General features: G+C 69.2%; 20 protein-coding genes. 8 read left to right on the forward strand and 12 right to left on the reverse strand.

Translation table 11 applies throughout. The features are described 5' to 3' along the window. Positions 1 to 44: 44 nt before the first annotated feature. The 5 genes from AC1HFH_RS17700 to infC form a co-directional block, all read right to left on the reverse strand. Complete coding sequence (locus tag AC1HFH_RS17700) at positions 45 to 566, reverse strand: hypothetical protein (RefSeq protein ID WP_480243900.1); 522 nt, start codon at positions 564 to 566, stop codon at positions 45 to 47. Positions 567 to 673: 107 nt separating this feature from the next. Continuing rightward, on the reverse strand, positions 674 to 1,468 hold the full coding sequence (locus tag AC1HFH_RS17705; protein ID WP_480243901.1) for a TrmH family RNA methyltransferase: 795 nt from the start codon (positions 1,466 to 1,468) through the stop codon (positions 674 to 676). Positions 1,469 to 1,508: 40 nt separating this feature from the next. Further along, positions 1,509 to 1,889 (reverse strand): 50S ribosomal protein L20, encoded by a 381-nt coding sequence (rplT, locus tag AC1HFH_RS17710; protein WP_480243902.1) that lies wholly within the window; start codon positions 1,887 to 1,889, stop codon positions 1,509 to 1,511. An 89-nt stretch (positions 1,890 to 1,978) separates the two neighbouring features. Beyond that, positions 1,979 to 2,173, reverse strand: a complete 195-nt coding sequence (gene rpmI / locus AC1HFH_RS17715) for a 50S ribosomal protein L35 (protein ID WP_480243903.1) — start codon at positions 2,171 to 2,173, stop codon at positions 1,979 to 1,981. 62 nt (positions 2,174 to 2,235) lie between these two features. After that, positions 2,236 to 2,880 (reverse strand): translation initiation factor IF-3, encoded by a 645-nt coding sequence (gene infC, locus AC1HFH_RS17720; protein WP_480247882.1) that lies wholly within the window; start codon positions 2,878 to 2,880, stop codon positions 2,236 to 2,238. Between the two features lie 392 nt (positions 2,881 to 3,272). Here infC and AC1HFH_RS17725 point away from each other — a divergent pair, with 392 nt between their 5' ends. Continuing rightward, a complete protein-coding gene (locus tag AC1HFH_RS17725) occupies positions 3,273 to 3,614 on the forward strand; it encodes a DUF1844 domain-containing protein (protein WP_480243904.1) in 342 nt (113 codons plus the stop codon). A gap of 575 nt (positions 3,615 to 4,189) precedes the next feature. Here AC1HFH_RS17725 and uvrA read toward each other — a convergent pair. Continuing rightward, the gene (uvrA, locus tag AC1HFH_RS17730; RefSeq protein WP_480243905.1) at positions 4,190 to 7,261 is read right to left on the reverse strand and encodes an excinuclease ABC subunit UvrA; all 3,072 of its coding nucleotides are present in this window, start codon (positions 7,259 to 7,261) and stop codon (positions 4,190 to 4,192) included. Positions 7,262 to 7,486: 225 nt separating this feature from the next. On the opposite strand from uvrA, the gene AC1HFH_RS17735 reads away from it, so the two are divergent. Further along, positions 7,487 to 8,119: a response regulator transcription factor gene (locus AC1HFH_RS17735; RefSeq protein WP_480243906.1), complete on the forward strand. Its 633-nt coding sequence runs from the start codon at positions 7,487 to 7,489 to the stop codon at positions 8,117 to 8,119. Positions 8,120 to 8,124: 5 nt separating this feature from the next. Here the strand turns inward: AC1HFH_RS17735 and AC1HFH_RS17740 are convergent, their stop codons facing one another. After that, positions 8,125 to 8,904 carry a sigma 54 modulation/S30EA ribosomal C-terminal domain-containing protein gene (locus tag AC1HFH_RS17740; RefSeq protein WP_480247883.1) on the reverse strand — a complete coding sequence of 260 codons (780 nt, stop codon included), beginning with the start codon at positions 8,902 to 8,904 and terminating at the stop codon, positions 8,125 to 8,127. Positions 8,905 to 9,099: 195 nt separating this feature from the next. On the opposite strand from AC1HFH_RS17740, the gene AC1HFH_RS17745 reads away from it, so the two are divergent. Further along, positions 9,100 to 10,911: a sensor histidine kinase gene (locus AC1HFH_RS17745; protein ID WP_480243907.1), complete on the forward strand. Its 1,812-nt coding sequence runs from the start codon at positions 9,100 to 9,102 to the stop codon at positions 10,909 to 10,911. A 10-nt stretch (positions 10,912 to 10,921) separates the two neighbouring features. On the opposite strand, the gene AC1HFH_RS17750 is transcribed toward AC1HFH_RS17745, so the two are convergent. Next, positions 10,922 to 12,100 (reverse strand): beta-ketoacyl synthase N-terminal-like domain-containing protein, encoded by a 1,179-nt coding sequence (locus AC1HFH_RS17750; protein ID WP_480243908.1) that lies wholly within the window; start codon positions 12,098 to 12,100, stop codon positions 10,922 to 10,924. A 64-nt stretch (positions 12,101 to 12,164) separates the two neighbouring features. On the opposite strand from AC1HFH_RS17750, the gene AC1HFH_RS17755 reads away from it, so the two are divergent. The 3 genes from AC1HFH_RS17755 to AC1HFH_RS17765 all read left to right on the forward strand — a co-directional run bounded on the left by AC1HFH_RS17755 (position 12,165) and on the right by AC1HFH_RS17765 (position 16,327). Then, on the forward strand, positions 12,165 to 13,475 hold the full coding sequence (locus AC1HFH_RS17755) for a diguanylate cyclase domain-containing protein (protein ID WP_480243909.1): 1,311 nt from the start codon (positions 12,165 to 12,167) through the stop codon (positions 13,473 to 13,475). Positions 13,476 to 13,487: 12 nt separating this feature from the next. After that, complete coding sequence (locus AC1HFH_RS17760) at positions 13,488 to 13,841, forward strand: antibiotic biosynthesis monooxygenase family protein (protein WP_480243910.1); 354 nt, start codon at positions 13,488 to 13,490, stop codon at positions 13,839 to 13,841. A gap of 218 nt (positions 13,842 to 14,059) precedes the next feature. Then, positions 14,060 to 16,327 (forward strand): HelD family protein, encoded by a 2,268-nt coding sequence (locus AC1HFH_RS17765; RefSeq protein WP_480243911.1) that lies wholly within the window; start codon positions 14,060 to 14,062, stop codon positions 16,325 to 16,327. A 92-nt stretch (positions 16,328 to 16,419) separates the two neighbouring features. Here AC1HFH_RS17765 and AC1HFH_RS17770 read toward each other — a convergent pair whose 3' ends face one another. Then, positions 16,420 to 16,872 (reverse strand): universal stress protein, encoded by a 453-nt coding sequence (locus AC1HFH_RS17770; RefSeq protein ID WP_480243912.1) that lies wholly within the window; start codon positions 16,870 to 16,872, stop codon positions 16,420 to 16,422. Between the two features lie 354 nt (positions 16,873 to 17,226). Continuing rightward, positions 17,227 to 19,410 carry an excinuclease ABC subunit UvrB gene (gene uvrB / locus AC1HFH_RS17775; protein ID WP_480243913.1) on the reverse strand — a complete coding sequence of 728 codons (2,184 nt, stop codon included), beginning with the start codon at positions 19,408 to 19,410 and terminating at the stop codon, positions 17,227 to 17,229. Positions 19,411 to 19,534: 124 nt separating this feature from the next. Between uvrB and AC1HFH_RS17780 the strand changes: the two genes are divergently transcribed. Next, on the forward strand, positions 19,535 to 20,059 hold the full coding sequence (locus AC1HFH_RS17780) for a ribonuclease FAU-1 family protein (protein ID WP_480243914.1): 525 nt from the start codon (positions 19,535 to 19,537) through the stop codon (positions 20,057 to 20,059). Positions 20,060 to 20,127: 68 nt separating this feature from the next. Here the strand turns inward: AC1HFH_RS17780 and AC1HFH_RS17785 are convergent, their stop codons facing one another. Both AC1HFH_RS17785 and coaE read right to left on the reverse strand, forming a co-directional pair. Beyond that, on the reverse strand, positions 20,128 to 20,559 hold the full coding sequence (locus tag AC1HFH_RS17785) for a hypothetical protein (RefSeq protein ID WP_480243915.1): 432 nt from the start codon (positions 20,557 to 20,559) through the stop codon (positions 20,128 to 20,130). A 95-nt stretch (positions 20,560 to 20,654) separates the two neighbouring features. Further along, positions 20,655 to 21,842: a dephospho-CoA kinase gene (gene coaE / locus AC1HFH_RS17790; RefSeq protein ID WP_480243916.1), complete on the reverse strand. Its 1,188-nt coding sequence runs from the start codon at positions 21,840 to 21,842 to the stop codon at positions 20,655 to 20,657. A 210-nt stretch (positions 21,843 to 22,052) separates the two neighbouring features. Between coaE and AC1HFH_RS17795 the strand changes: the two genes are divergently transcribed. After that, on the forward strand, positions 22,053 to 22,226 hold the full coding sequence (locus tag AC1HFH_RS17795) for a hypothetical protein (RefSeq protein WP_480243917.1): 174 nt from the start codon (positions 22,053 to 22,055) through the stop codon (positions 22,224 to 22,226). The last annotated feature ends 342 nt before the right edge of the window (positions 22,227 to 22,568 follow it).

Consider the following 22,568-nt stretch of genomic DNA (forward strand, 5'->3'; position numbering starts at 1 on the left):
GGCCGCACCTCGGCGAGCCGTTTCGGGTTTCTTCTGCGGGGACGTCAGCTCGCCGGCCCCAGGCAGTCGAGACGCAGGCGCAGTACCAGGCTCGGGCACCGGGAGCACTCCGGGCGACGGTCCTCCCACGCCCCGGTTCGGCTGTTGCGCATGAACCGTGCGAGCAGGCAGATCTGTGGTTCCCCCGCCTGTTCGACGAGCACCGGCGTGGGCGGGAACGGATCGGTGCCATCGAGCAGGTAACCGCCCGACAGCAGCCGGACGTCGAGCGCCGCGGCTTGTTCCCGCTGCCAGCGGGGAGGTTGCTCGTTGTCGACCACTTCCGGTACCGCGACCCCGAACAGCAGCGCCACACTCAGGGCTGCGGAGGCGGCGGCCACCAGCCGCCGCGGGCCGGTACGTCCGCGCAGCACCACCGTTGTCGAGAAGCCGAACAGGACCAGCAGCGCACCGGCGAGGGTCAGGCCCAGCGGCGCGTCCGTGAACGACCGGGTGCTCAGTTCCACGACGACATCGCGGACCGGCACCGGCCGAGCGAGCAACTGCTCCACCACACCCCCCGACAAGCGCGAACCCGCTGCCGATCGACGATCGGCACTGCGGGCCTCCGACGGCGGCTACCCGCCGCCGCTCAGGGTACCTGCCCGGATCCGTCGAGTGCCGCCGCGCAGGGTCAGCGGTACCGGACCCGCGAGTTGGCGTAGAGGCAGATGGCGGCGGCGGTCGCCAGGTTGAGGGATTCGGCGCGGCCGCGGATCGGGATGCGGATGCGGTGGTCGGCGCGGGCGGCGACGGCGGGCGACAGGCCGTGGGCCTCGTTGCCGAAAAGCCACGCGACCGGTCCGGTGAACAGGGGGTCGGCGGCGTCGAGTTCGACCTCGCCGTCGGCCGCGGTGGCGAGCAGGGTGATCCCGCGTTCGGCCAGTACGTCCAGGGTCGCGTCCACGTCACGACTGCGGGCGATCGGCACGTGAAAGACGCTGCCGGCGCTGGCGCGCACGCATTTGCCGTTGTGCGGGTCGACAGTGTCACCGGCGAGGATCACGCCGTCGGCGCCGACGGAGTCCGCAATCCGGGTCAACGTCCCGGCGTTGCCGGGTTCGGCGATCTCGACGGGCACGGCCAGGATCCGGGGCTCGGCGTCGAGGATGCGTTCGACCGGAACGTCGACGAGATCGCACACGGCGACCAGGCCGGGGCTGGTCACGGTCTCCCCCAGCTGCTGTGCGGCACGATCACCGACCAGGGTGGTCCGGACACCGCCGGCGGCCGCCCCGGCGATCAGCGCATCGTCGCGCTCGGCGGCGGCGAGTGAATAGAACAACTCGCGCACCCGGCCGGCCGCCAGGGCGGCGGTCACGGCATTGGCACCTTCGGCCAGGAACTGCCCGGCCTTGCGGCGGCCTGCGGCGCGCTGCAGCTTGACAGCCGAAACGACCCGTGGATTGCGCTCGGAGAGCGCGTCCACGGGTCGTCCCGGAGTACCGCTATGGGTCAACTGATCCCGCTCAGGCGGCGGGGGCGTTGACGTCGGCCGGCAGCGCGGCCTTGGCGACGGCGACCAGGCCGGCGAAGGCCTCCGCGTCGGAGACGGCCAGCTCGGCCAGGTTCTTGCGGTCCACTTCGACACCGGCGGCCTTCAGGCCCTGCATGAACCGGTTGTAGGTGATGTCGTTCTGGCGGGCCGCCGCGTTGATGCGGGTGATCCACAGCTTGCGGAAGTCGCCCTTGCGCGCCTTGCGGTCCCGGTAGGCGTAGGTGAGCGAGTGCAGCTGCTGTTCCTTGGCCTTGCGGTACAGCCGCGAGCGCTGGCCCCGGTAGCCCTTGGAGGCCTCGAGGATGGAACGGCGCTTCTTCTGAGCGTTGACGGCCCTCTTGACGCGTGCCACTAGTCAGTCCTTGTTCATCTGGGGCGCGGAAGCGCCCGGATCGGTCGGTTGCCGGCGCCGGTTGTCCCGGTCGCAGGGGAAGGCGGGTGTCAGATACCCAGCATCTTCTTCACACGACGGACGTCGGCGGGTGCGACGACCTCCACGCCGTCCAGGCGGCGGGTCCGGCGGGTCGGCTTGTGCTCGAACAGGTGGCGGCGGTTCGCCTGCTGACGCAGCAGCTTGCCCTTGCCGGACACCTTGAAACGCTTCGCGGTGCCGCTGTGGGTCTTGTTCTTCGGCATGGAATCCTCTATCTGTCTCGTACCGGAGGCCCCGCGAAGGCGCCTCCGATGCTGAATCCGAGTTACTGCGGGCGAGCCGGCGCGGCCGGGCGGCCGCCGCTGGGCGGCCGGACGGCGGAGTCCTGCCGGGCCTTCTCCCGCGTCTTCGCGCCCTTGTGCGGCGCGAGGACCATGGTCATGTTCCGGCCGTCCTGCTTGGCCGAGGTTTCGACGAACCCCAGATCGGCGACGTCGGAAGCCAGCCGCTGCAGCAGCCGGAACCCGAGCTCGGGCCGGGACTGCTCACGACCCCGGAACATGATCGTCACCTTGACCTTCGACCCGGCCTCGAGGAAACGCACCACATTGCGCTTCTTGGTCTCGTAGTCGTGATCGTCGATCTTCGGACGGAGCTTCTGCTCCTTGATGACGGTCTGCTGCTGATTCTTCCGGGACTCACGCGCCTTCTGCGCCGTCTCGTACTTGAACTTGCCGTAGTCCATGATCTTGCAGACCGGCGGACGGGCATCCGGCGCCACCTCGACGAGGTCGAGGTCGGCTTCGAGCGCGACGCGCAGTGCATCTTCAACACGCACGATCCCAACCTGTTCACCACCAGGTCCGATGAGCCGGACCTCGGGAACTCGGATGCGATCGTTGATGCGGGTCTCAGTGCTGATGGGGCCTCCTAGGTCGAGCGGTGTCGTCGTCCAACGACCGCACGCAATAACTGCAACCCCAGGTTCAACACGAAAACCCCGCCCCGGTATTTCACCGGAGCGGGGCCCGAGTCGACCGATCACCGATGTCAGCATCGGCTCCCGGGTGGTTCCTCCCCACCGCGGGAATCCCGCCCCGCAGGGCGGATGACCGGACCGTTTGACCAGTACGATCAGCCTTTCGGCTGTTCGACGGCAACGGTGGGAGTCGGGCTCCACTTATCGGCCCCGATTCGTGCCGGAGCACGACCGGGGCGGTCGTCAGCGGAAAGAGTAGCACTTCGCACGCTGCACAGCCAATCGTGACCGCACCGGCCGGTACCACCGGGAAATCGGACCCGATGGCCGAGTCGGCGAAGTCGCCGGAGATCACCCGAACCGGCACCGCTAGCCTGGACAGCATGACAGACGAGCTCGACGAATCCGTGCGCGAACTGGCCGACGTCCCCGCCGTCGAGGTGATCAGCCGCGCCGCGGTGATGCTGATGAGTTCGGCCGCGGAGAAGCTCGGACTGGCCGACGCGGACCCGGACAGCAGCCCGCGGCGCGACCTCGACGAAGCCCGCCGGGTGATCACTGCGCTCGCCGGCCTGGTCACCGCCTCGGTCGAGTACCTGGGCCCGCACGCCGGGCCGATCCGGGAAGGTCTGCAGTCGCTGCAGCGCGCCTTCCGCGAAGCCTCCCCACATCCCGATGCGCCCGGTACGGGCCCGGGCGAGAAGTACACCGGACCGGTGCACTGAACCGTTCCACCCCGAGGGGCGCCGGACACGCGACAAGGGCCTGCCGATATGGATCGGCAGGCCCTTGTCGCGGGATTGATCAGGCCGTCGGCGCAGGCGCGGGCGTGCCCGGGGTCACCGAGATGGCCGATCCGCTCGCGAGCGCATCGGCGAGTGCGGTCAGCAGGGCCGTGAATCCGGAGCTACCGGTATCCATGAGGGTGTCCTTTCGATTCCGCGGCTCAGGCGCCGGTACCCGGCGTGTAGTTCAGCGACGATCCACTGCTCAAGAAGTTGAGCACCTGGGTGAGAATCGCACCGTAGTCGACGGTTCCGTCTTCCATTGGGTCTTTCCTTTCGTTCACACCGGCTGCTCCCGACGGCAGGCCGGGCAGATTCCGCTCACCCGGTGCCGCACCGGTGGTGTATTCACCGATATTCCGGAGCTCGGTGGCAACGATCCTACACATCAGTGTTTCACTTTTGCGGGGTTTCGTACCCGGGATCGACGACCGCCGCTGCAACGCTAACCGCCCTCGCCGGTCGGCGCAGGAATTCCGGTCGGTCCGGCCCGATCCGGCCGGACCGACCGGAGGTCACCGCAGGGCCGCGGCCTTGCGGGCCAGCCGTTTGGCAGCCGCTGTCTCGGCCGGCGCCTTCTTCTCGGCCGCCGCCTTCGCGCCGGTCTTCTTCGCCGCGGTCTTCCCCGGTGCGGCCTTCGTGGACGCAGCCTTCGAACCGGCCGCCTTCTTCGCCGCCGCTGCCTTCTTCGTACCGGCCTTCCGGGTAGCCGCGGGCGCCTCGGTGAACCGCGAGTTCGCCAGCACTTCCTTCAGGAACTGGCCGGTGTAGCTGCCCGCCACCTCCGCGACGACTTCGGGGGTGCCCTGCGCGACCACGGTGCCGCCACCGGAACCGCCCTCGGGCCCCATATCGATCACATGGTCGGCCAGCTTGATGACGTCCAGGTTGTGTTCGATCACCACGACGCTGTTGCCCTTGTCCACCAGGCCGTTGATCACCGCCATCAGCTTGCGGATGTCCTCGAAGTGCAGGCCGGTGGTCGGCTCGTCGAGGATGTAGATCGTGCGGCCGGTGGACCGCTTCTGCAATTCGGCAGCCAGCTTCACGCGCTGTGCCTCACCACCGGACAGGGTCGGCGCGCTCTGCCCGAGCCGCACATAGCCCAGGCCCACGTCCACCAGGGTCTTCAGGTACCGGTGGATGGAGGTCACCGGTTCGAAGAAGGCTGCGGCCTCCTCGATCGGCATGTCCAGAACTTCGGCGATGGTCTTGCCCTTGTAGTGCACCTCCAGGGTTTCCCGGTTGTACCGGGCACCGTGACACACCTCGCAGGGCACGTACACGTCGGGCAGGAAGTTCATCTCGATCTTGAGCGTGCCGTCCCCGGAGCACGCCTCGCACCGCCCGCCCTTGACATTGAACGAGAACCGACCGGGCTGGTAGCCGCGCACCTTCGCCTCGGTGGTGGCGGCGAACAGCGTCCGGATCTTGTCGAAGACGCCGGTGTAGGTGGCCGGATTGGACCGCGGGGTCCGCCCGATCGGCGACTGGTCGACCTGCACGAGTTTGTCCAGCTGGTCCACCCCGTTGATCCGGGTGTGCCGGCCCGGCACCTGCCGGGCGCCGTTGAGCTTGTTCGCCAGCGTGGTCGCCAGGATGTCGTTGACCAATGTCGACTTCCCGGACCCCGACACCCCGGTGACAGTGGTGAGCACGCCGAGTGGGAAGGCCACATCGATGCCGCGCAGATTGTGTTCGGTGGCGCCGACCACGGTGAGTTTGCGCTTCTTGTCGACCGCCCGCCGGACCAGCGGCACCTCGATCTGCTCCCGTCCGGACAGGTACGCCCCGGTCAGCGACTTCGGGTCGGTGAGCAGTTCGGCGTAGGGGCCGCTGTGCACCACCCGGCCACCGTGCTCCCCCGCCAGCGGGCCGATATCGACCACCCAGTCCGAGGAACGGATGGTGTCCTCGTCGTGTTCGACGACGATGAGAGTGTTGCCCAGGCTCTTGAGGCGCAGCAGGGTTTCGATCAGCCGCCGGTTGTCCCGCTGGTGCAGGCCGATCGATGGCTCGTCCAGCACGTACAGCACGCCGACCAGACCGGATCCGATCTGGGTGGCCAGCCGGATGCGCTGCGCTTCGCCGCCGGACAGGGTGGCCGCGGCCCGGGACAGTGTCAGGTACTCCAGGCCGACGTCGAGCAGGAAGCCGAGCCGGGCCTGGATCTCCTTGAGTACCTGACCGGCGATCGCGGCCTCCCGCTCCCCCAGGGTCAGTGCGTCGAGGAAGACCGCGCATTCGCCGATCGACAGATCGCTCACCTCGGCGATGGACCGCCGCTGCCCGTCGCCGGCGAGGGTGACGGCCAGGATCTCCGGGCGCAGCCGCGCGCCGTGACAGACCGGGCAGGGCACATCGCGCATATAGCCGTCGTAGTGCTCCTTCATCTGCTCGGATTCGGTGTTCTCCATCCGCCGCTGCAGGAACGGCATCACGCCTTCGAAATCGGCGTAGTACGACCGGCGCCGGCCGTAGCGGTTGGTGTAGGACACGTGCACCTGGTCGGAACTGCCTTCCAGGACCGCCTTGCGGGCCCGGGCCGGCAACTCCTGCCAGGGGGTGTCCATCGAGAAGCCGATCGAATCGGCCAGCCCGCTGAGCAGGCGGGTGAAGTACTCCGCGGTCTGCCCGCGTGACCAGGGTGCGACCGCACCGCCTGCCAGGCTGAGTTCGGGGTCGGGCACCACCAGGTCGGGATCGACCTCCTTGCGGATCCCGAGGCCGGTGCAGTCGGGGCAGGCGCCGTAGGGCGAGTTGAACGAGAACGACCGCGGTTCCAGGTCCTCGATATCGAGCGGATGGCCGTTCGGGCAGGCCAGCCGTTCGGAGAACCGGCGCTCCCGGTCGTGCGCGTGTTCGTCGCGGTCGACGAAGTCGAGGACGACGATGCCGTCGGCGAGCCGCAGCGCGGTCTCGATCGAGTCGGTGAGCCGCTGCTTCGATCCGGGTTTCACGGCCAGGCGGTCGACGACCACCTCGATCTCGTGCTTCTCCTGCTTCTTCAGTTTCGGCGGATCGGTGAGCGGATACACCACCCCGTCCACCCGGACCCGGGCGTAGCCCTGCGTCTTGAGCTGGTCGAACAGGTCGACGAACTCGCCTTTGCGGGTCCGCACGACGGGCGCCAGCACCTGGAAACGCAGCCCCTCCTCCATCACCAGGACCTGGTCGACGATCTGCTGCGGGGTCTGTTTGGCGATCAGTTCTCCGCAGACCGGGCAGTGCGGGGTGCCCGCCCGGGCATACAGCAACCGCAGGTAGTCGTGGATCTCGGTGATGGTGCCGACGGTGGAGCGCGGATTGCGGTTGGTGGACTTCTGGTCGATGGACACCGCGGGCGAGAGCCCTTCGATGAAGTCCACGTCCGGCTTGTCCATCTGGCCGAGGAACTGGCGGGCGTACGCGGACAGCGACTCGACGTACCGGCGCTGCCCTTCGGCGAAGATCGTGTCGAATGCCAGCGAGGATTTGCCGGACCCGGACAGTCCGGTGAACACGATGAGGCTGTCGCGAGGCAGATCCAGGTCGACTCCCTTCAGGTTGTGTTCCCGCGCTCCGCGCACAGTCAGGTGTTCCGCCACCGGGTGGTCCCTTCTCGATCGCTGCAGTCCATGAAATCCCCGTCCGCCATGCTAGGCGCGCCCACCGACAGATTCCGTCGCACGCCGCGGCGACCAGCGCGGATACCGCTTCGGCGGCGCCCACCGGCGATACCGGCCGGATCGGGCCGCGCGAGACGGTGCCGAATTCGGCCCGCGCGGATTATGTTGGCCTGCAAGGCACGTTGTGAGATGAGGGGGCCCGGATTGCTCAGGGTATTTCTGGTCGACGACCACGAGATCGTCCGCCGTGGGCTCGTCGACCTGCTCGAGGGTGATCCGGAACTCACCGTCGTCGGTCAGGCCGGTGGGGTCGCGGAGGCGACCGTCGCGATTCGCACCGCCCGGCCCGATGTGGCCGTTCTGGACGTCCGGCTGCCGGACGGCAACGGCATCGAATTGTGCCGCAACCTGCTCGCCGAGTACGACGACCTGCGTTGCCTCATCCTCACCTCGTACTCCGACGAGCATGCGATGCTCGACGCGATCCTGGCCGGCGCCGCCGGGTACGTGGTGAAGAACATCGACGGGATGCGGCTGGCGGATGCGATCAAGCAGGTCGGGGCCGGGCGTTCGCTGCTGGACACCCGCGCCGCCGACGCGTTGCGGGCCCGGCTCCGGCGCAGTACCGAACCGGCGGGTGCCCTGGCCGGGCTCACCGACCAGGAGCGGCGGCTGCTGGAGCTACTCGGTGAAGGGCTCACCAACCGCCAGATCGCCGCCCGGATGTTCCTCGCCGAGAAGACCGTGAAGAACTACGTTTCGCGGCTGCTCGCCAAGCTGGGGGTCCAGCGGCGCACCCAGGCCGCGCTGCTGGCCAGCAAGCTGCCGCGCAGCTGAGGCGATCAGGCCGGCACCACGATGGTGAGGTCGCCGTCGTAGCGGCGGTAGAGCAGGTTGCCGCGGCCGCTGTCGGCGTCGGTGAAGAATACGTAGGGCAGACCGCGGGCGCACAGCAGGTCGGCCGCGTGTTCCGGATCGCATTCCGGGGCGGCTTCGGCGGCCACCCGGACCGGGACGGCGTGCGTGGTCAGCGGGGTGGCCGCGCCCGGGTCGGCCGGGTGCACACTGTGCTGGCGGGCCACCCGGACACCAGGCGGTTCGGCCCAGGAGACCACCGCATCCTCACCGGTTTCGGCGTCGGTGAACAGGTAGGCGTCGTAGTCCATCGCATCGAGCAGGGTGGCGGCCTCCCGCGGAGTTCCCGTCATCAGCTCGCAGTCCTTGCGGCGCACGATGGGGCGCCGGTCGGTGACCTGGGCCAGCGGGCGGCGGGTCGGATCCGGCCAGGTGTCGCGGGTCTCCTTACCGGCCCGGCGGGCGAGCTGGCGGTCCAGCCGTTCGGCGGCGAAGGTCACCGCGAAACCGCCCGGACCGGTCACCTGCACCCGGGTGCCGGCGTCGTAGCTGCGGATGTTGGCCTGGACGAGGGTGGGTTCGTCGGAGCGGGCCGGTGCGGTCACCCGCACCCGGGCGGGGCTGTCGAGGTGGTGGCGGCGCATCACCCGGGTGATCGCCCGCACCGCCCGGGTCACGTCCTGGGGCGGCACCTCCCCGCAGGTGGTGACGGCGAGCTCCGGATCTGCGGCGGTAGTCCACTGCTGCATGGTCGACAACGAATTCATCTCCACTCGCCCCACTCTCGATCCTTCGGTTTCCGTTGCCATGGCACCACCGCCGACGGCGCGGCCGACAGGGCCTAAAGTCCTCACCTCGGCCGGGTGGCCCGCCGCGGCGGGGTGTACCCGGACCCGCGGCACGACCGGCGGGACTACACTGACCGCAGCGCGGCACAACGCAGTTCAGGGGACGGGATCGAGATGACGAACGACGGTCACGGCGATCTGAGGTTGCGCGAGCTCCTCGGTGAGGTGACCGATCGGGTCGAACTGATCATCGGGTCCCGCAACCGGATGGACGGCCTGGTCGAGGCGATGCTGACGGTGACGGCCGGACTCGATCTGGACGAGACGTTGCATGCGATCGTCCGTACCGCAGCCGAACTCGTCGACGCCCGGTACGGTGCGCTGGCGGTCCGCGGCCCGGGAAATCAGGTGGCGCGCTTCGTCGACGAGGGGATGGACGAGCAGACCCGGGAGCGGATCGGTCGGCTGCCGGCCGGGCACGGCGTACTCGGCGCGGTGCTGGCCGACCCGGTCCCGCTGCGTCTCGACGACCTGACGAAACACCCTGCCTCGGTGGGTTTTCCGGAGGGTCACCCACCGATGCACACGTTTCTCGGTGTGCCCGTGCGGATTCGCGAAGAGGTCTTCGGCACGCTCTATCTCACCGAGAAGTCCGGTGGCCGGCGTTTCACGGTGGAGGACGAGATTCTGGTGCAGGCGCTGGCGGCCGCGGCCGGTATCGCGGTCGACAACGCACAGCTCTACGAATCCGCGCGGACCCGGCAGGCCTGGATCGAGGCCACCCGCGATATCGCGACCGAGTTCCTGGCCGGTACCGAATCCGACCGGGTGCTGGGACATGTGGTCGACCACGCCCGCGCCCTCACCGGTTCCCAGCAGGCCTTCCTGGCCTCCGTGCCGGTGCCGGAGGAGGCCGGCGCGCAGATCGGCGAACTCGTGATCACCCAGTGGGCGGGGCCGGATGCCGCGCAGGACTGGGAGACGGTGCCGACCGCGGGTACCGCGGTCGGTGAGGTCTTCACCCGTCGCACTCCGGCGCGGTTCGACCGGCCCGGCGAGATCCCGCTCGGCATCGATCTGCCGGGGTCGGGTCCGGCGCTGGTACTGCCGCTGTGCACGCCCGATGCCACACTGGGGGTGCTCACGGTGGTCCGCCCGGCCGGATTCGAACCGTATTCCGACGAGATGCTCGAGCTGACCGCGGCGTTCTGTGATCAGGCCGCAATGGCGATGCGGCTGGCCGATACCCAGCACCGGATGCGCGAACTCGACCTCATCGCCGACCGGGACCGGATCGCCCGCGATCTGCACGACCATGTCATCCAGCGGCTGTTCGCCATCGGGCTGACCGTGCAGGCGGCGCTGCCGCGGGCGGCGGTCCCGGAAGTACGGCAACGGCTGTCCTCGGTGATCATGGACCTGCAGGAAGTGGTGCAGGAGATCCGTACGTCGATCTTCGACCTGCACAGCGGCGATCCCGGGCACCGGGCCGGGCTGCAGCAGCGCCTGGAGCAGGCGATCCGGCAGCAGACCGCCGATATCGCGTTGCGGGCCACCATGCAGGTCTCCGGGCCGTTGTCGGTAGTGGATGCGCAGCTGGCCGATCATGCCGAGGCGGTGGTCCGGGAGGCGGTGAGCAATGCGGCCCGACATTCCGGCGCCGACACCGTCGCGGTCGTGGTGGAGGTGGCCGACGATCTCACCATCGTCGTCACCGACAACGGCTGGGGAGTTCCGCATCATGTGGTGCGCAGCGGCCTGCGCAACCTCGAACAGCGAGCCGAGGCGGCGGGCGGGCGGCTGACCGTCGGCCCGGCAGCCGCGGCCGAGACGGACCGATTGCCCGGCACCCGGCTGTGCTGGTCGGTCCCGCTCCCCGCCGATGCGACACCGGCGGCGGGTTTCCCGGCGGTACCACAGGCGGCCACCGACACCTACGTCCTGGCGGCGGGACCGGCCGAGACGGGTCCCGGCCGGAGCGAATGAGCCGGGCCGATCAGGCTCCGGCCAGCACCAGCATGGAGTTGTTTCCCCCCATCCCCAGCGACAGCTTGACCGTCACACCCGGTTCCACGGCGGTGGGCCCGTCGAGCAGGCGCGGATGGGCCGGGGCGACGATCGGCGCCGCGGGCACCACACCCCGTTCGTAGGCCAGGGCGGTCACCGCCACCTCGACGCCGGCGGCGGCCCCCTGGCAGTGCCCGACCAGCGGTTTGAGCGCATACACCGCCGGCCGGTCCCGGAACAGCCGGGCCAGCAGGTCCTGTTCCGCCTCGTCGCACTGCCGGGTGCCGGTGCCGTGTGCGTTGTAGTACCGCACCTGTTCGGCCGGCACCCCCGCGACGGCCAGAGCTCGTTGCGCGCACGCCAGGATCTGGTGATGGTCCGGCGCCACCGAGACCACATGGTGTGCGTCGTTGGTCATGGCGCCGCCCAGTACCCGCGCATACGGTTCCGGCGCTGTGCGGCTCAGCACGAAGGCCACCGACGCCTCGGCCATGACGAAACCACGGCTGCCTTCCTGGAACGGGCGGCTGGCCTGGATCGGTTCGGTATCGGAGACCGCGGCGCCCAGCTGGACGAAATGGGCCACCATCTCCGGCGTCGCGGACAGGTCGGTGGTCACGCACACCACGTCGTCGGCCAGGCCGGCGGCCAGCCAGGTCTGCGCAGTGATCAGCGCGACGTTGGCGGAACTGCAGGCCGACGACACGTTCATCGCCGGGCCGTGGAACCCGAATTCCCGCATGACCCCGGCGACCGGTGTCGAGGGCAGCAACCGGAGGAACTCGCGGGAGCGGCGGCGGCCGTCGTCGACGAGGTAGAAGTCGCGCCACTGCCACACATCGCCGAGCACGATGGCATGGACGAGCCCGACCGTGCCGCCGGGCCGCCAGCCGCGGGCGCGGGCGTCGGCGACCGCTTCCCGGACCGATTCGTGGAAGGCACGCCCGTACCGGCCGGAACTCACCTCCGGATCGCCGCCGTCGGGCACCAGGCCGACCCAGCCGTAGCCGTCGCCGTAACCGGGCCGCAGACACGCCGCGGTCTTCCCGCTCAGCAGGCCCTCCCACAGGGCTTCTACGCCCCACCCGTATCCGGTGACCGCCCCGATGCCCGCGATCGACATATGATCGTCTCGATGGGCCGGGCTGTCCGAATGCATAACCGGCATCGATTCATCCTAGGACAATCCACGACCGGAGCATGCGGGATCGAGCGATGATCGGGGGTAGGCAGTGCGAGACGACACGACGAGCGCCGAGCAACTCGCCCAGCGGTACCGCTCGCTGGTCGAGCACACCCCGGATGCACTGTGTGTGCACGAGGGCGGCCGGATCGTCTTCGTGAACCCGGCCATGGTGCGGCTGCTCGGCGCCCGCACGCCGGCCGATCTGATCGGGTTGTCGGTCACCACGTTCGTCCACCCGGCATCGGTTCCGGGGATGCTGGACCGCATCGCCCAGCTCGCCACCGAGGGCGCCGCGTCCCCGCCCGCGGAGATGGACCTGGTGCGGGTGGACGGCCGCACCGTCCCGGTGCAGACGGTTTCGGTGCTGACCGAATGGCAGGACCGGCTGGCCTACCAGGTCGTGGTGCACGATCTGACGGCGCAGCGGGCGGCGGAGGAGGCCGCGCGCCGGGCCGAGGCGCATTTCACCACGGTGGTCTCCCAGCTGGAGGAGGGCGTGGTCGTGCTCGATCCACAGGGCCGGATCGAGTCGATCAACCCCGCGGCCCGGCGGATCTTCGGGGTGTCAGCCAATACGGCGCTGCTCGGGGTGCGGGTGGCCGATCTGAGTCCGGAACTGCTCGACCGCAATGGTGCACCGCTGGCGCCGGACCGGCACCCGATGGCACACACCCTCGCCACCGGCGAACCGGTCACCGGCGCCGTCTTCGGGGTACGGACCGCGGATGGGCGCGAGGTGTGGCTTTCGTGCAATTCCCGGCTGCTCACCCCGAACAGCCCCGAGTCGTCGGCGGTCGCATCGTTCTCCGACATCACCGAGTTCCGGGCCAGCCGCCGCCAGCTCGAATACCAGGCCACCCACGATCCACTCACCGGGCTGGCGAACCGGTCACTGATCCTCTCGCAGCTCAGCGGCGCCCTGGCGACCAGCGAGGAGCAGCAGGTCAGCACGGTGCTGTTCATCGACCTGGACGGCTTCAAGACGATCAACGACACCCTCGGCCACGCCATCGGCGACACCGTCCTGCAGATCGTGGCCCAGCGGTTGCAGCGGGCGCTGCGCGCCGAGGACCTGGTCGGCCGCCTCGGCGGGGACGAGTTCCTGGTCCTGCTGGCCGGGCATCCGCGGCCGGCGGATCTGCCCCGGCTGATGGAACGGGTGTCGACGGCGCTGGCCGAACCGATCCTGGCCCGCGGCCACCGCTTGGAGATCGGTGCCTCGATCGGCGTCACCGAACTGTCCACCGATGACCGGCGCACCCCCGAGGCCGTCCTGCACGACGCGGACCTGGCCATGTACCGTGCGAAACCGCACGGCCGCGGACTCGACCACCGCGACAGCTCGCACGCGTCCTGACAGACTCGGGCGATGATCGTCGAACACGCCCTGCTGCCGATCCGCCCCGGCACCGCCGCCGATTTCGAGGCGGCCTTCGCCGCGGCCCACCCGATCATCGCGGCCATGCCGGGTTTCGCCGGGCTGTCCCTGACGCGCTGCGTGGAACGCCCCGACACCTACCTGCTGCTGGTGCAGTGGCACACCCTCGCCGATCATGTCGAAGGTTTCCGCGGTTCGCCGCAGTATCAGCGCTGGCGAGAACTCCTGCACCCGTTCTACGAGCCGTTTCCCGTGGTCGAGCATTTCGCCCCGGTCGCCGGGACAGCACTGTTCGCGGGCTCGGCCGGCGCTCCGACCGCACCGGCTGCGGAACCGACCAGCTGACCCCAGCGACGAAGTCGCACCACCCCACCCCGGAGCGCCGCGCCTCGGACTCCGAAAGGGCCGCGACCCGAGCGACGAAGTCGCTCGATCCAACACGGAGGCCCCCAGGGGGCCGCGACTCGAGCAGCGGAGCTGCTCCATCCCACACTGTAAACTCGATAGCTCTGTTCTTTTGCCGGGTGCGGTCCCGGCTCGTCGCGCCCGACAAGGAGTTCGTTTTGCCCGACCACCGCGCGATGGAGCCCGGCCCCGAGTTGGCGCGGGAGCAGCAGTACCTGTCGGTGCTGTACGAGCGGCTCGACAGCATGCGCAGCTATGCGCGGGAACGACTACGTACGGTGCTGCTGGAGTCCGGAGGCACCCCGCAGGCCCGCAGTGAGCGGGAGTCGTTCAGCCAGCTCTACAACGAGGATCTGGCGAAGTACGACGCAGCCGAGCACGGGCTGTGTTTCGGCCGGATCGATCTGGCCGGCGAGGAGCGTCGCTATATCGGCCGCCTCGGCATTCTGGACGAAGCCGACGACTACGAGCCGCTGCTGCTGGATTGGCGCGCACCGCTGGCCCGCCCGTTCTATCTGGCGACCACCGCCGCCCCCGAGGGGGTGGTCCGGCGACGGCATATCCGGACCCGTAATCGGACGGTCACCGCGCTGAACGACGAGTTCCTCGACCTGGAGACCGCCCGGGCGGCGGGGGCGACCGACAGCGACGGCGGCGTGGGCAGCGAGAGTGCGCTGCTGGCGGCGCTGAATGCGGCCCGCACCGGCCATATGAACGACATCGTCGAGACGATCCAGAGCGAGCAGGATGCGATCATCCGCTCCGAGCACAAGAGCGTGCTGGTCGTGCAGGGCGGTCCCGGTACCGGCAAGACGGCCGTGGCGCTGCACCGGGCCGCGTATCTGCTGTACACGTACCGGCAGCAGCTGGCCAAGAGCGGTGTGCTGATCATCGGCCCGAATGCGACGTTCCTGGACTACATCGGGCAGGTGCTGCCCTCGCTCGGCGAGACCGGTGTGCTGCTGTCCACCATCGGGGATCTGTATCCCGGTGTGAAGGCTCGGCGGGAGGACAGCCTGCGGGCCGGGCAGATCAAGGGTTCGCTCGCGATGCTGGAGGTGCTGAAGCAGGCCGTGCGGGATCGGCAGCAGGTCCCGGCGCAGCCGATCACGCTGACCTTCGACGGATATCCGGTGACGCTGGACCGCAAGATCGTCAGCAAGGCCCGGGGCCGGGCCCGGTCGTCGCGCCGGCCGCACAATCTGGCCCGGCCGGTGTTCGCGGCGTCGGTGATCGATGCGCTCACCGATCAGCTGGCCGCGACCATGGGCGCGGACCTGTCCGGCGGGCCGAGCCTGCTCAGTTCGGCCGATCTGGCCGAGATCGGTGACGAGATGCGGGCCGATCAGCAGGTGCAGGCGGCGATCGGTGAGCTGTGGCCGATCCTGACGCCGCAGCAGGTACTCGCCGATCTGCTGGCCGATCCGGCGCGGGTGGACCTGGTCGCCAAGTCGCTACCGGAAGCCGACCGGGCGGCGCTGGTCCGCACCGACGACGGTGAGTTCAGTGCCGCGGACGCACCGCTGCTGGACGAGCTCGCCGAACTGCTGGGTGTGGACGACACCGCCGAACGGGAACGTGCCCGCAAGCGGTGGCGGGCACAATTGGCCGAGGCACAGGAGGCACTGGACATCCTGACCGGTTCCGCCCCGCAGGATCTGGAGGACGACCTGGATCCGGAGATCCTGATGGCCTACGACCTGATCGACGCCGGTCAGCTGGCCCAGCGGCAGGATGTGCGGGCCCGCCAGACCACCGCCGAACGCGCCGCCGGGGACCGCACCTGGACCTACGGCCATGTGATCGTCGACGAGGCGCAGGAGTTGTCGGAGATGGCGTGGCGGATGGTGATGCGCCGGATCCCGAACCGCTGGGTGACGGTGGTCGGTGATGTCGCGCAGACCGGCGATCCGGCCGGCGCGTCGTCCTGGCAGGAGATTCTGGAACCGTATGTGGCGCGCCGGTGGAAGCTGACCGAGCTGACGGTGAACTATCGCACCCCGGCCGAGATCATGGCGGTCGCGGCGCCGGTGCTGGCGGCCATCGATCCGGACGCCCCGACCCCGCAGTCGGTCCGGGACAGCGGCCATCCGCCGCGGGCCCACCGGGTGCCGGCCGGGCAGGTGCCGGCCGAACTCTCTCGGCTACTGGCCGATGAGCGCGGCCCCGGGACGGCGGCCGTGCTGGCCCCGGCGGCGCTGGTCCCGGCATTGGCCGAGCAGGCCCGGGAATCGGTGCGGGTACTGACCGTGCACGAGGCGAAGGGCCTGGAGTTCGACGCCGTCTATCTGGCCGAGCCGCAGCAGATCCTGGACGAATCACCACGCGGGATGAACGACCTGTATGTCGCGTTGACCCGCGCCACCCAGCGGCTGGCCGTGGTGCACAGCGATCCGCTGCCGGAAGTCCTGAGCATGTTGGATTGAGAGCCCTCCGGCATCCGAACGCGGTCCACTCCACCCGGAGCGGCCCCCGAAGGGGCCGCGACTCGAGCAGCGGAGCTGCTCGATCCAACACCTCAGCGCACGGTGTGCACGATCAGGACATCCGAACGCGACTTGCGCGCGACGTCGGAGGGGACCGAGCCGAGCAGCCGACCGGTCAGGGTGTTCAGGCCGCGGTTACCGACGACCAGCAGGTCCGCCTCGACCTCCTTGACCAGAGTCAGCAGCGATTCGACCGGTTCGCCGACGACGGCCCGCTCCACGATGTTCTCGGCACCGGCGGCGATCGCCTTGTCCCGGGCGACGTGCAGAATCTCGTTGGTCGGGGCGGAGCCGCGAACCTGGTAGGCCTCGTCCTTGAGCACATCGGCCGCGGCCGCGACGTCGCGGTCGTCGGTCGGGTAATACGCGCAGGCGATCACCAGCGTGGCATCGGACGCGCCCGCCAGGGCGGCCGCCTTCTCGACGGCCTTGTACGACGAGTCCGAGCCATCAGTACCGACGACAACGGTCCGGTAGGCGCTCATCTCTCCTCCAACTTCGGGTCGTATTTCGGGCACGGCAGGCCCGATGCTCGGGCAACCGTGCGGCGATTGGGTCGACCCTAGCGTCAAAACGGGCGGAAATCGCTGAAAACGCACCACATCACACCGGGGGTGTCAGATCGGCCACACCGGTCGCCGCGGCAACCGGAATTGCCCGGCACCGACGACCTGCACGAATACGAAACACCTGCACAACGGCTGTGACCGACAACAAATCCGGTGAACAACCTTGTCGCCGTGGGAGATCGGTCACGTCTCCGGTCCGTGGGTGACGCGGGCGCGCAGTATCGAACGGGTGTAGGCCGCCGGTGATATTCCCACCACATTCGGAAAAGGTCAGTCCAGTCCGGCCGCGTCCATACCGCGCAGCTCCTTTTTCAGGTCGGCGATCTCGTCCCGCAACCGGCCCGCGAGCTCGAATTGCAGCTCGCGGGCCGCGTTCATCATCTGTTCGGTGAGTTCGGTGACCAGGTCGGCCAGTTCGGCCCGGGGCATCGACTTGACGTCCCGGTCGACGACCACGCCGGCGCTGACGGCCCGGCCCGGTTCACCCTGGGCACGGCGGCCACGGCTGGCATTGCGACCGGATCCGCCGACCGCGACCTCGTCCTCGGCCTCCTGATACACCTGGTCGAGGATGTCGGCGATCTTCTTCCGCAGCGGTTGCGGGTCGATGCCGTGTTCGGTGTTGTAGGCAACCTGCTTGGCCCGGCGGCGCTCGGTCTCGTCGATGGCGTGCTGCATCGATTCGGTGACGGTGTCGGCGTACATGTGTACTTCGCCGGAGACATTGCGGGCCGCGCGGCCCATGGTCTGGATCAGGCTCTTGCTGCTGCGCAGGAACCCTTCCTTGTCCGCGTCGAGGATCGCCACCAGGGACACTTCCGGCAGGTCCAGGCCCTCGCGCAGCAGGTTGATACCGACCAGCACGTCGAACTCACCGAGCCGGAGCTGGCGCAGCAGCTCCACCCGGCGCAGGGTGTCGATCTCGGAGTGCAGATAACGCACCCGGATGCCGAGGCCGAGCAGGTAGTCGGTGAGATCCTCGGCCATCTTCTTGGTGAGTGTGGTGACCAGGACGCGTTCGTCGCGCTCGGTCCGCAGCCGGATCTCGTGCACCAGATCGTCGATCTGTCCCTTGGTGGGTTTGACCACCACCCGGGGGTCGACCAGGCCGGTGGGCCGGATGACCTGTTCGACGACCTCACCGCCGGTCTGCCCCAGTTCGTAGTCGCCGGGCGTCGCCGACAGGTACACCGCCTGGCCGATCCGGTCGGCGAACTCCTCCCAGGTGAGCGGCCGGTTGTCGACGGCGGACGGCAGCCGGAACCCGTACTCCACCAGGTTCCGCTTGCGCGACATATCGCCTTCGAACATGCCGCCGATCTGTGGCACGGTGACATGGGATTCGTCGATCACGAGCAGGAAGTCGTCGGGGAAGTAGTCCAGCAGGGTGGCCGGCGCCGAGCCGGCGGGGCGGCCGTCGATATGCCGCGAGTAGTTCTCGATGCCGGAGCAGAAGCCGACCTGCCGGATCATCTCCAGGTCGTAGTCGGTGCGCATGCGCAGCCGCTGCGCTTCGAGGAGTTTGCCCTGCCGTTCCAGCTCGGCCAGCCGCTGGGCCAGCTCGGCCTCGATATCGGTGACCGCGCGGGCCATCCGTTCGGGTCCGGCGACATAGTGGGTGGCCGGGAAGATCCGCAGTGAGTCCACCTGCCGGACGACATCGCCGGTCAGCGGATGCAGATAGTAGAGCGCCTCGATCTCGTCGCCGAAGAATTCGATCCGGACGGCGAGCTCCTCATAGGAGGGAATGATCTCGACGGTGTCGCCCCGCACCCGGAACGAACCGCGGACGAACGCCGTGTCGTTCCGGGTGTACTGGACATCGACCAGGAGCCGCAGCAGGGCGTCGCGGTCGATTTCGGCACCCACCTGCAGCGGTACCGAGCGGTCCAGATACGACTGCGGGGTGCCGAGGCCGTAGATGCACGACACCGACGCGACCACCACCACATCCCGCCGGGACAGCAGGCTCGACGTGGCGGAATGCCGGAGCCGTTCCACGTCGTCGTTGATCGAGCTGTCCTTCTCGATGTAGGTGTCGGTCTGCGCGATGTAGGCCTCCGGCTGGTAGTAGTCGTAGTAGGAGACGAAGTACTCCACCGCGTTGTTCGGCAGCATCTCGCGCAGCTCGTTGGCCAGCTGAGCGGCGAGGGTCTTGTTCGGCGCCATCACCAGGGTCGGCCGCTGCAGCCGTTCGATCAGCCAGGCGGTGGTGGCCGATTTGCCGGTGCCGGTCGCGCCGAGCAGCACCACGTCCTTCTCCCCCGCCGTGATCCGCCGTTCCAGCTCGGCGATCGCGGTCGGCTGGTCACCGGCGGGGCGATGGGGGCTGACCACCTCGAACCGTCCATCGGCCCGCTCGACCGCATCCACCGGCCGGAACTCCGAATGTGCCAGCGGTACGCCGGCCCGGTCGTCGTAGCCCTCGCCGGGGATCTCGGTTGCGAATGCCATGCCCACCAGCGTAGGCGGCACCACCGACATCTTCCGCGCTGCACCGCGCCGGGCATCGGCTCGGACACCCCGGACCGGTCGGGAACGCCGGAACCGGCCCGCCGGGCACGGTAGATTTCCGGCCATGACCGAGGCGACCGCTGTCGATGTCCACCCGCCCAAGGTCGAGGTGTTCGATCTGGCCGCACGGACCAATACCGATCCGAAGGGGTTCGTGCGGCCGGTCGACACCTTCACCGAGCGCCCCTGGGGCCTCTACATGGCACGGCGTTCCGATCATCGGCAGTTCGACTACATCGAATCGTGGTTGCTGCCGGAGCTGTCGGTGCGGATCACCCGGTTCCACGACACTCCGGGGCACGGTCGCGACTACGCCTTCTACCTCGATGTCGGAGCGTTCACCCGGGAGGTGCCGACCCGCTGGCGGTCGGTGGACCACTACCTCGACCTCTTGGTGCGGCCCGGCCGCGGGGTGGAGCTGGTCGATGTCGACGAACTACTGGCGGCCTGTGCGGCCGGGTACCTCGGGGTTGCCGCGGCCCAGCAGGCGGTGCATGCGGCCACGGCCGCGATCGCGGGGATGGCCGAGCACAGGTATTCGATGGACGACTGGCTGGCCACCCACGGCATCACCCTCACCTGGCGTTGACAGCCGCGACCGCCCGGTCCGTGCGGACCGGGCGGTCGGGTGTTGCGCGGGTTCTCGGCCGTCGCGGATCAGCCGGCCGAGAGGCTGGGCAGCAGACCGCCCAGGCCGCCACCGCAGCCCGCACTGCCACTGCCACTACCCTCGGCGACCTCGACCGTGATCGAGTCACTGATCAGCAGCTGACGGGCCACCAGCTTGTGCGTGCCGGTGGTCGACGGTGTCCAGTTGATGCTCACGGTCCCGGACAGCAGCGACGGCGAGACCGGGCTGCCGGGGATGTTCTCCCCGTTGTCGGTGAACTTGACCGAGGTGGCCCGGTCGATCTCGACCGCGGCCGTCAGCTTGTAGGTGCAGCCGACCTTGTGGTCGGTGCCGGAGACGCCGAGATCTCCGACCCAGGCGGAAGCGTGCGGCGCGGTGAGGATCGCGGTGGCCACCATGGCGCCGAACGCGCCCGCCCCGATACCGGACCGACGGAGAAGACGATGCTGTGCAGTCATGCCTTGTGAACTTTCTGTGCGGCAGATCCCACTACGTTGTGGCTGGGGCAGACTGTACGCATCGGGCGGACCACCGACGGTCATTTTTGAAATAATTATGTTTCACTACTGTGCCGCGCGAAGACCTCGTCGAACCACGACTCCTCGACAGCACAATAGGCAGCATCCGGCTCGCCGGACGCCCCGTCGGCCGCCGCCTGCGCTTTACGCTGCACATCGAGGTACTCCTGTCGGAGCGACTCGTCGGCACGCAGCCGGTCCCGAAGTTCGAGCGCGAAACGCTGCCCCGGCGCACCCTCGGCCCGCAGCTGCACCAGCGCCGGGCGGCCGGGGTCGGCATTGCCGTGCACCCGCTTCGCCCAGCGCTCCCGGTCGACCCCCTCGGGGTCATCGGGCGTGGGCTTCGGATTGTCCGAGGTGGTGCCGGTGGCCGGGAATCCCGCCGCCGCGAGCACCTCACGCAGCCCATCCGCGGCCGCCATATCCGCCACGGTGATCTGCACGTCGATCCGATCCTGCGCCGCCAGCCCGGGGACCGCCGTACCGCCGATGTGGTCGATGCGCCGGGCCGCAGCACCGCACACCAGCGACAGCCGTGCGATCAGCCGGGCCGCCTGCACTTCCCAGGCCGGATCCGGATCCACCGGCCGATACGGCGCCCGGGCGCATGCCCCCGCCCGGATATTCCGCTCGTAGGGCACGAGGCGTTCCTGCCACAGCCGATGCACCTGCCGGGTCACCTCCGCCGGCTCCCCGTTGTTGTCGAGCAGCACATCGGCCGCTGCCCGGCGCTGTGCGTCGGTGGCCTGCGCGGCGATCCGGGCCCGCGCATCGGACTCGTCGACACCGCGATGGGCCACCAACCGCCGGACCCGGGTCTCCGACTCCGCCTCGACGACGACCACCAGGTTCATCATCGGCGCCAATCCACCTTCGACCAGCAGCGGAATATCCTGCACCACAATCGCATCCGGATCCGCCGCGGCGATCAGCTCGGCGGTCCGAGCACCGACCAGCGGATGGGTGATCGAATTGAGGGTGGTCCGCGAGGCGTCGTCGGCGAACGCCCGGGCCGCCAGCGCCGGCCGGTCCAGGCTGCCGTCGCCGGCCAGAATCTCCGGACCGAAGGCGTCCACCAGCGCCGCCAGCCCCTCGGTGCCCGGCGCGACCACCTCGCGGGCGATCGCATCGGCATCCACGAGCACCGCCCCGCAATCGACCAGGGCGCGCGCTGCGGTGGACTTACCTGCTCCCATGCCTCCGGTGAGGCCGATCCGTAACATGCCCCAAGTCTCGCATCCGGCCCACGACGCCGCCGCCCGGTCTCGAAACGGCAACTTTTCCGACACACCGTGGAACGCGCGCGCAAAATGCCGGATTCCGGAGTTTGGTTCGGCTAATCTTCGCCGTGGCGAGCACGGCCGGAAGCACGAGTGAACGAAGGAAGACCATTGCGCACCAGAAACCACCAGACGGGTCGCCACCGTTTGGGTATGCCGGGCGGCGTCCACTGCGTCCGGATCCCGGCTGTCGCGGCGACTCTCGCGGAGTACCGTCGCCCCTGGCTGGCCACCGTGCTCAGCCCGGCCCGGCACAGTCTCGCGGCCATGCGCAAACGTTCGCTGATGCCCACCTCCCCCTGGGCGCCCGCCCCCGCCGCCGGCTAGACCCGGCCTCCACGCCCGGACACCACGGCCCGCGTGCTGCATGCACGCGGGCCGATTTGTTCTACGCTGCGCCCGGAGGGGGCGATCAGGCGGGTGGCGGCGGCGGACGGTAGTCCGCCCAGAAGATGCCCAGAATGGCACCGACGATATCCACGATCACTCCTCACTGCTACGGAATCGAGCGCAGTCCGAGATTTCGGCGCTGCCTCGGGATTCGACCCGACCCGGGCTCCGAACCTACCGGAAGCCGGTGCGGCGCGACCCGGATTCACCATCTCGGCAACAACACTGCGGCCCCGCTCCCTTCCGGAGCGGGGCCGCAGTGTTCGAATCAGCTTCGGA

The sequence above is a fragment of the Nocardia sp. KT25-26 genome (assembly GCF_056627695.1).

Coding starts and splice junctions, on each gene's coding strand:
- rpmI (WP_480243903.1), bottom strand. CDS start 2,173: ATGCCGAAGAACAAGACCCACAGCGGCACCGCGAAGCGTTTCAAGGTG.
- AC1HFH_RS17725 (WP_480243904.1), top strand. CDS start 3,273: ATGACAGACGAGCTCGACGAATCCGTGCGCGAACTGGCCGACGTCCCC.
- AC1HFH_RS17740 (WP_480247883.1), bottom strand. CDS start 8,904: ATGAATTCGTTGTCGACCATGCAGCAGTGGACTACCGCCGCAGATCCG.
- AC1HFH_RS17745 (WP_480243907.1), top strand. CDS start 9,100: ATGACGAACGACGGTCACGGCGATCTGAGGTTGCGCGAGCTCCTCGGT.
- AC1HFH_RS17750 (WP_480243908.1), bottom strand. CDS start 12,100: ATGCCGGTTATGCATTCGGACAGCCCGGCCCATCGAGACGATCATATG.
- AC1HFH_RS17760 (WP_480243910.1), top strand. CDS start 13,488: ATGATCGTCGAACACGCCCTGCTGCCGATCCGCCCCGGCACCGCCGCC.
- AC1HFH_RS17770 (WP_480243912.1), bottom strand. CDS start 16,872: ATGAGCGCCTACCGGACCGTTGTCGTCGGTACTGATGGCTCGGACTCG.
- uvrB (WP_480243913.1), bottom strand. CDS start 19,410: ATGGCATTCGCAACCGAGATCCCCGGCGAGGGCTACGACGACCGGGCC.
- AC1HFH_RS17780 (WP_480243914.1), top strand. CDS start 19,535: ATGACCGAGGCGACCGCTGTCGATGTCCACCCGCCCAAGGTCGAGGTG.
- AC1HFH_RS17785 (WP_480243915.1), bottom strand. CDS start 20,559: ATGACTGCACAGCATCGTCTTCTCCGTCGGTCCGGTATCGGGGCGGGC.
- coaE (WP_480243916.1), bottom strand. CDS start 21,842: ATGTTACGGATCGGCCTCACCGGAGGCATGGGAGCAGGTAAGTCCACC.
- AC1HFH_RS17795 (WP_480243917.1), top strand. CDS start 22,053: ATGCCGGGCGGCGTCCACTGCGTCCGGATCCCGGCTGTCGCGGCGACT.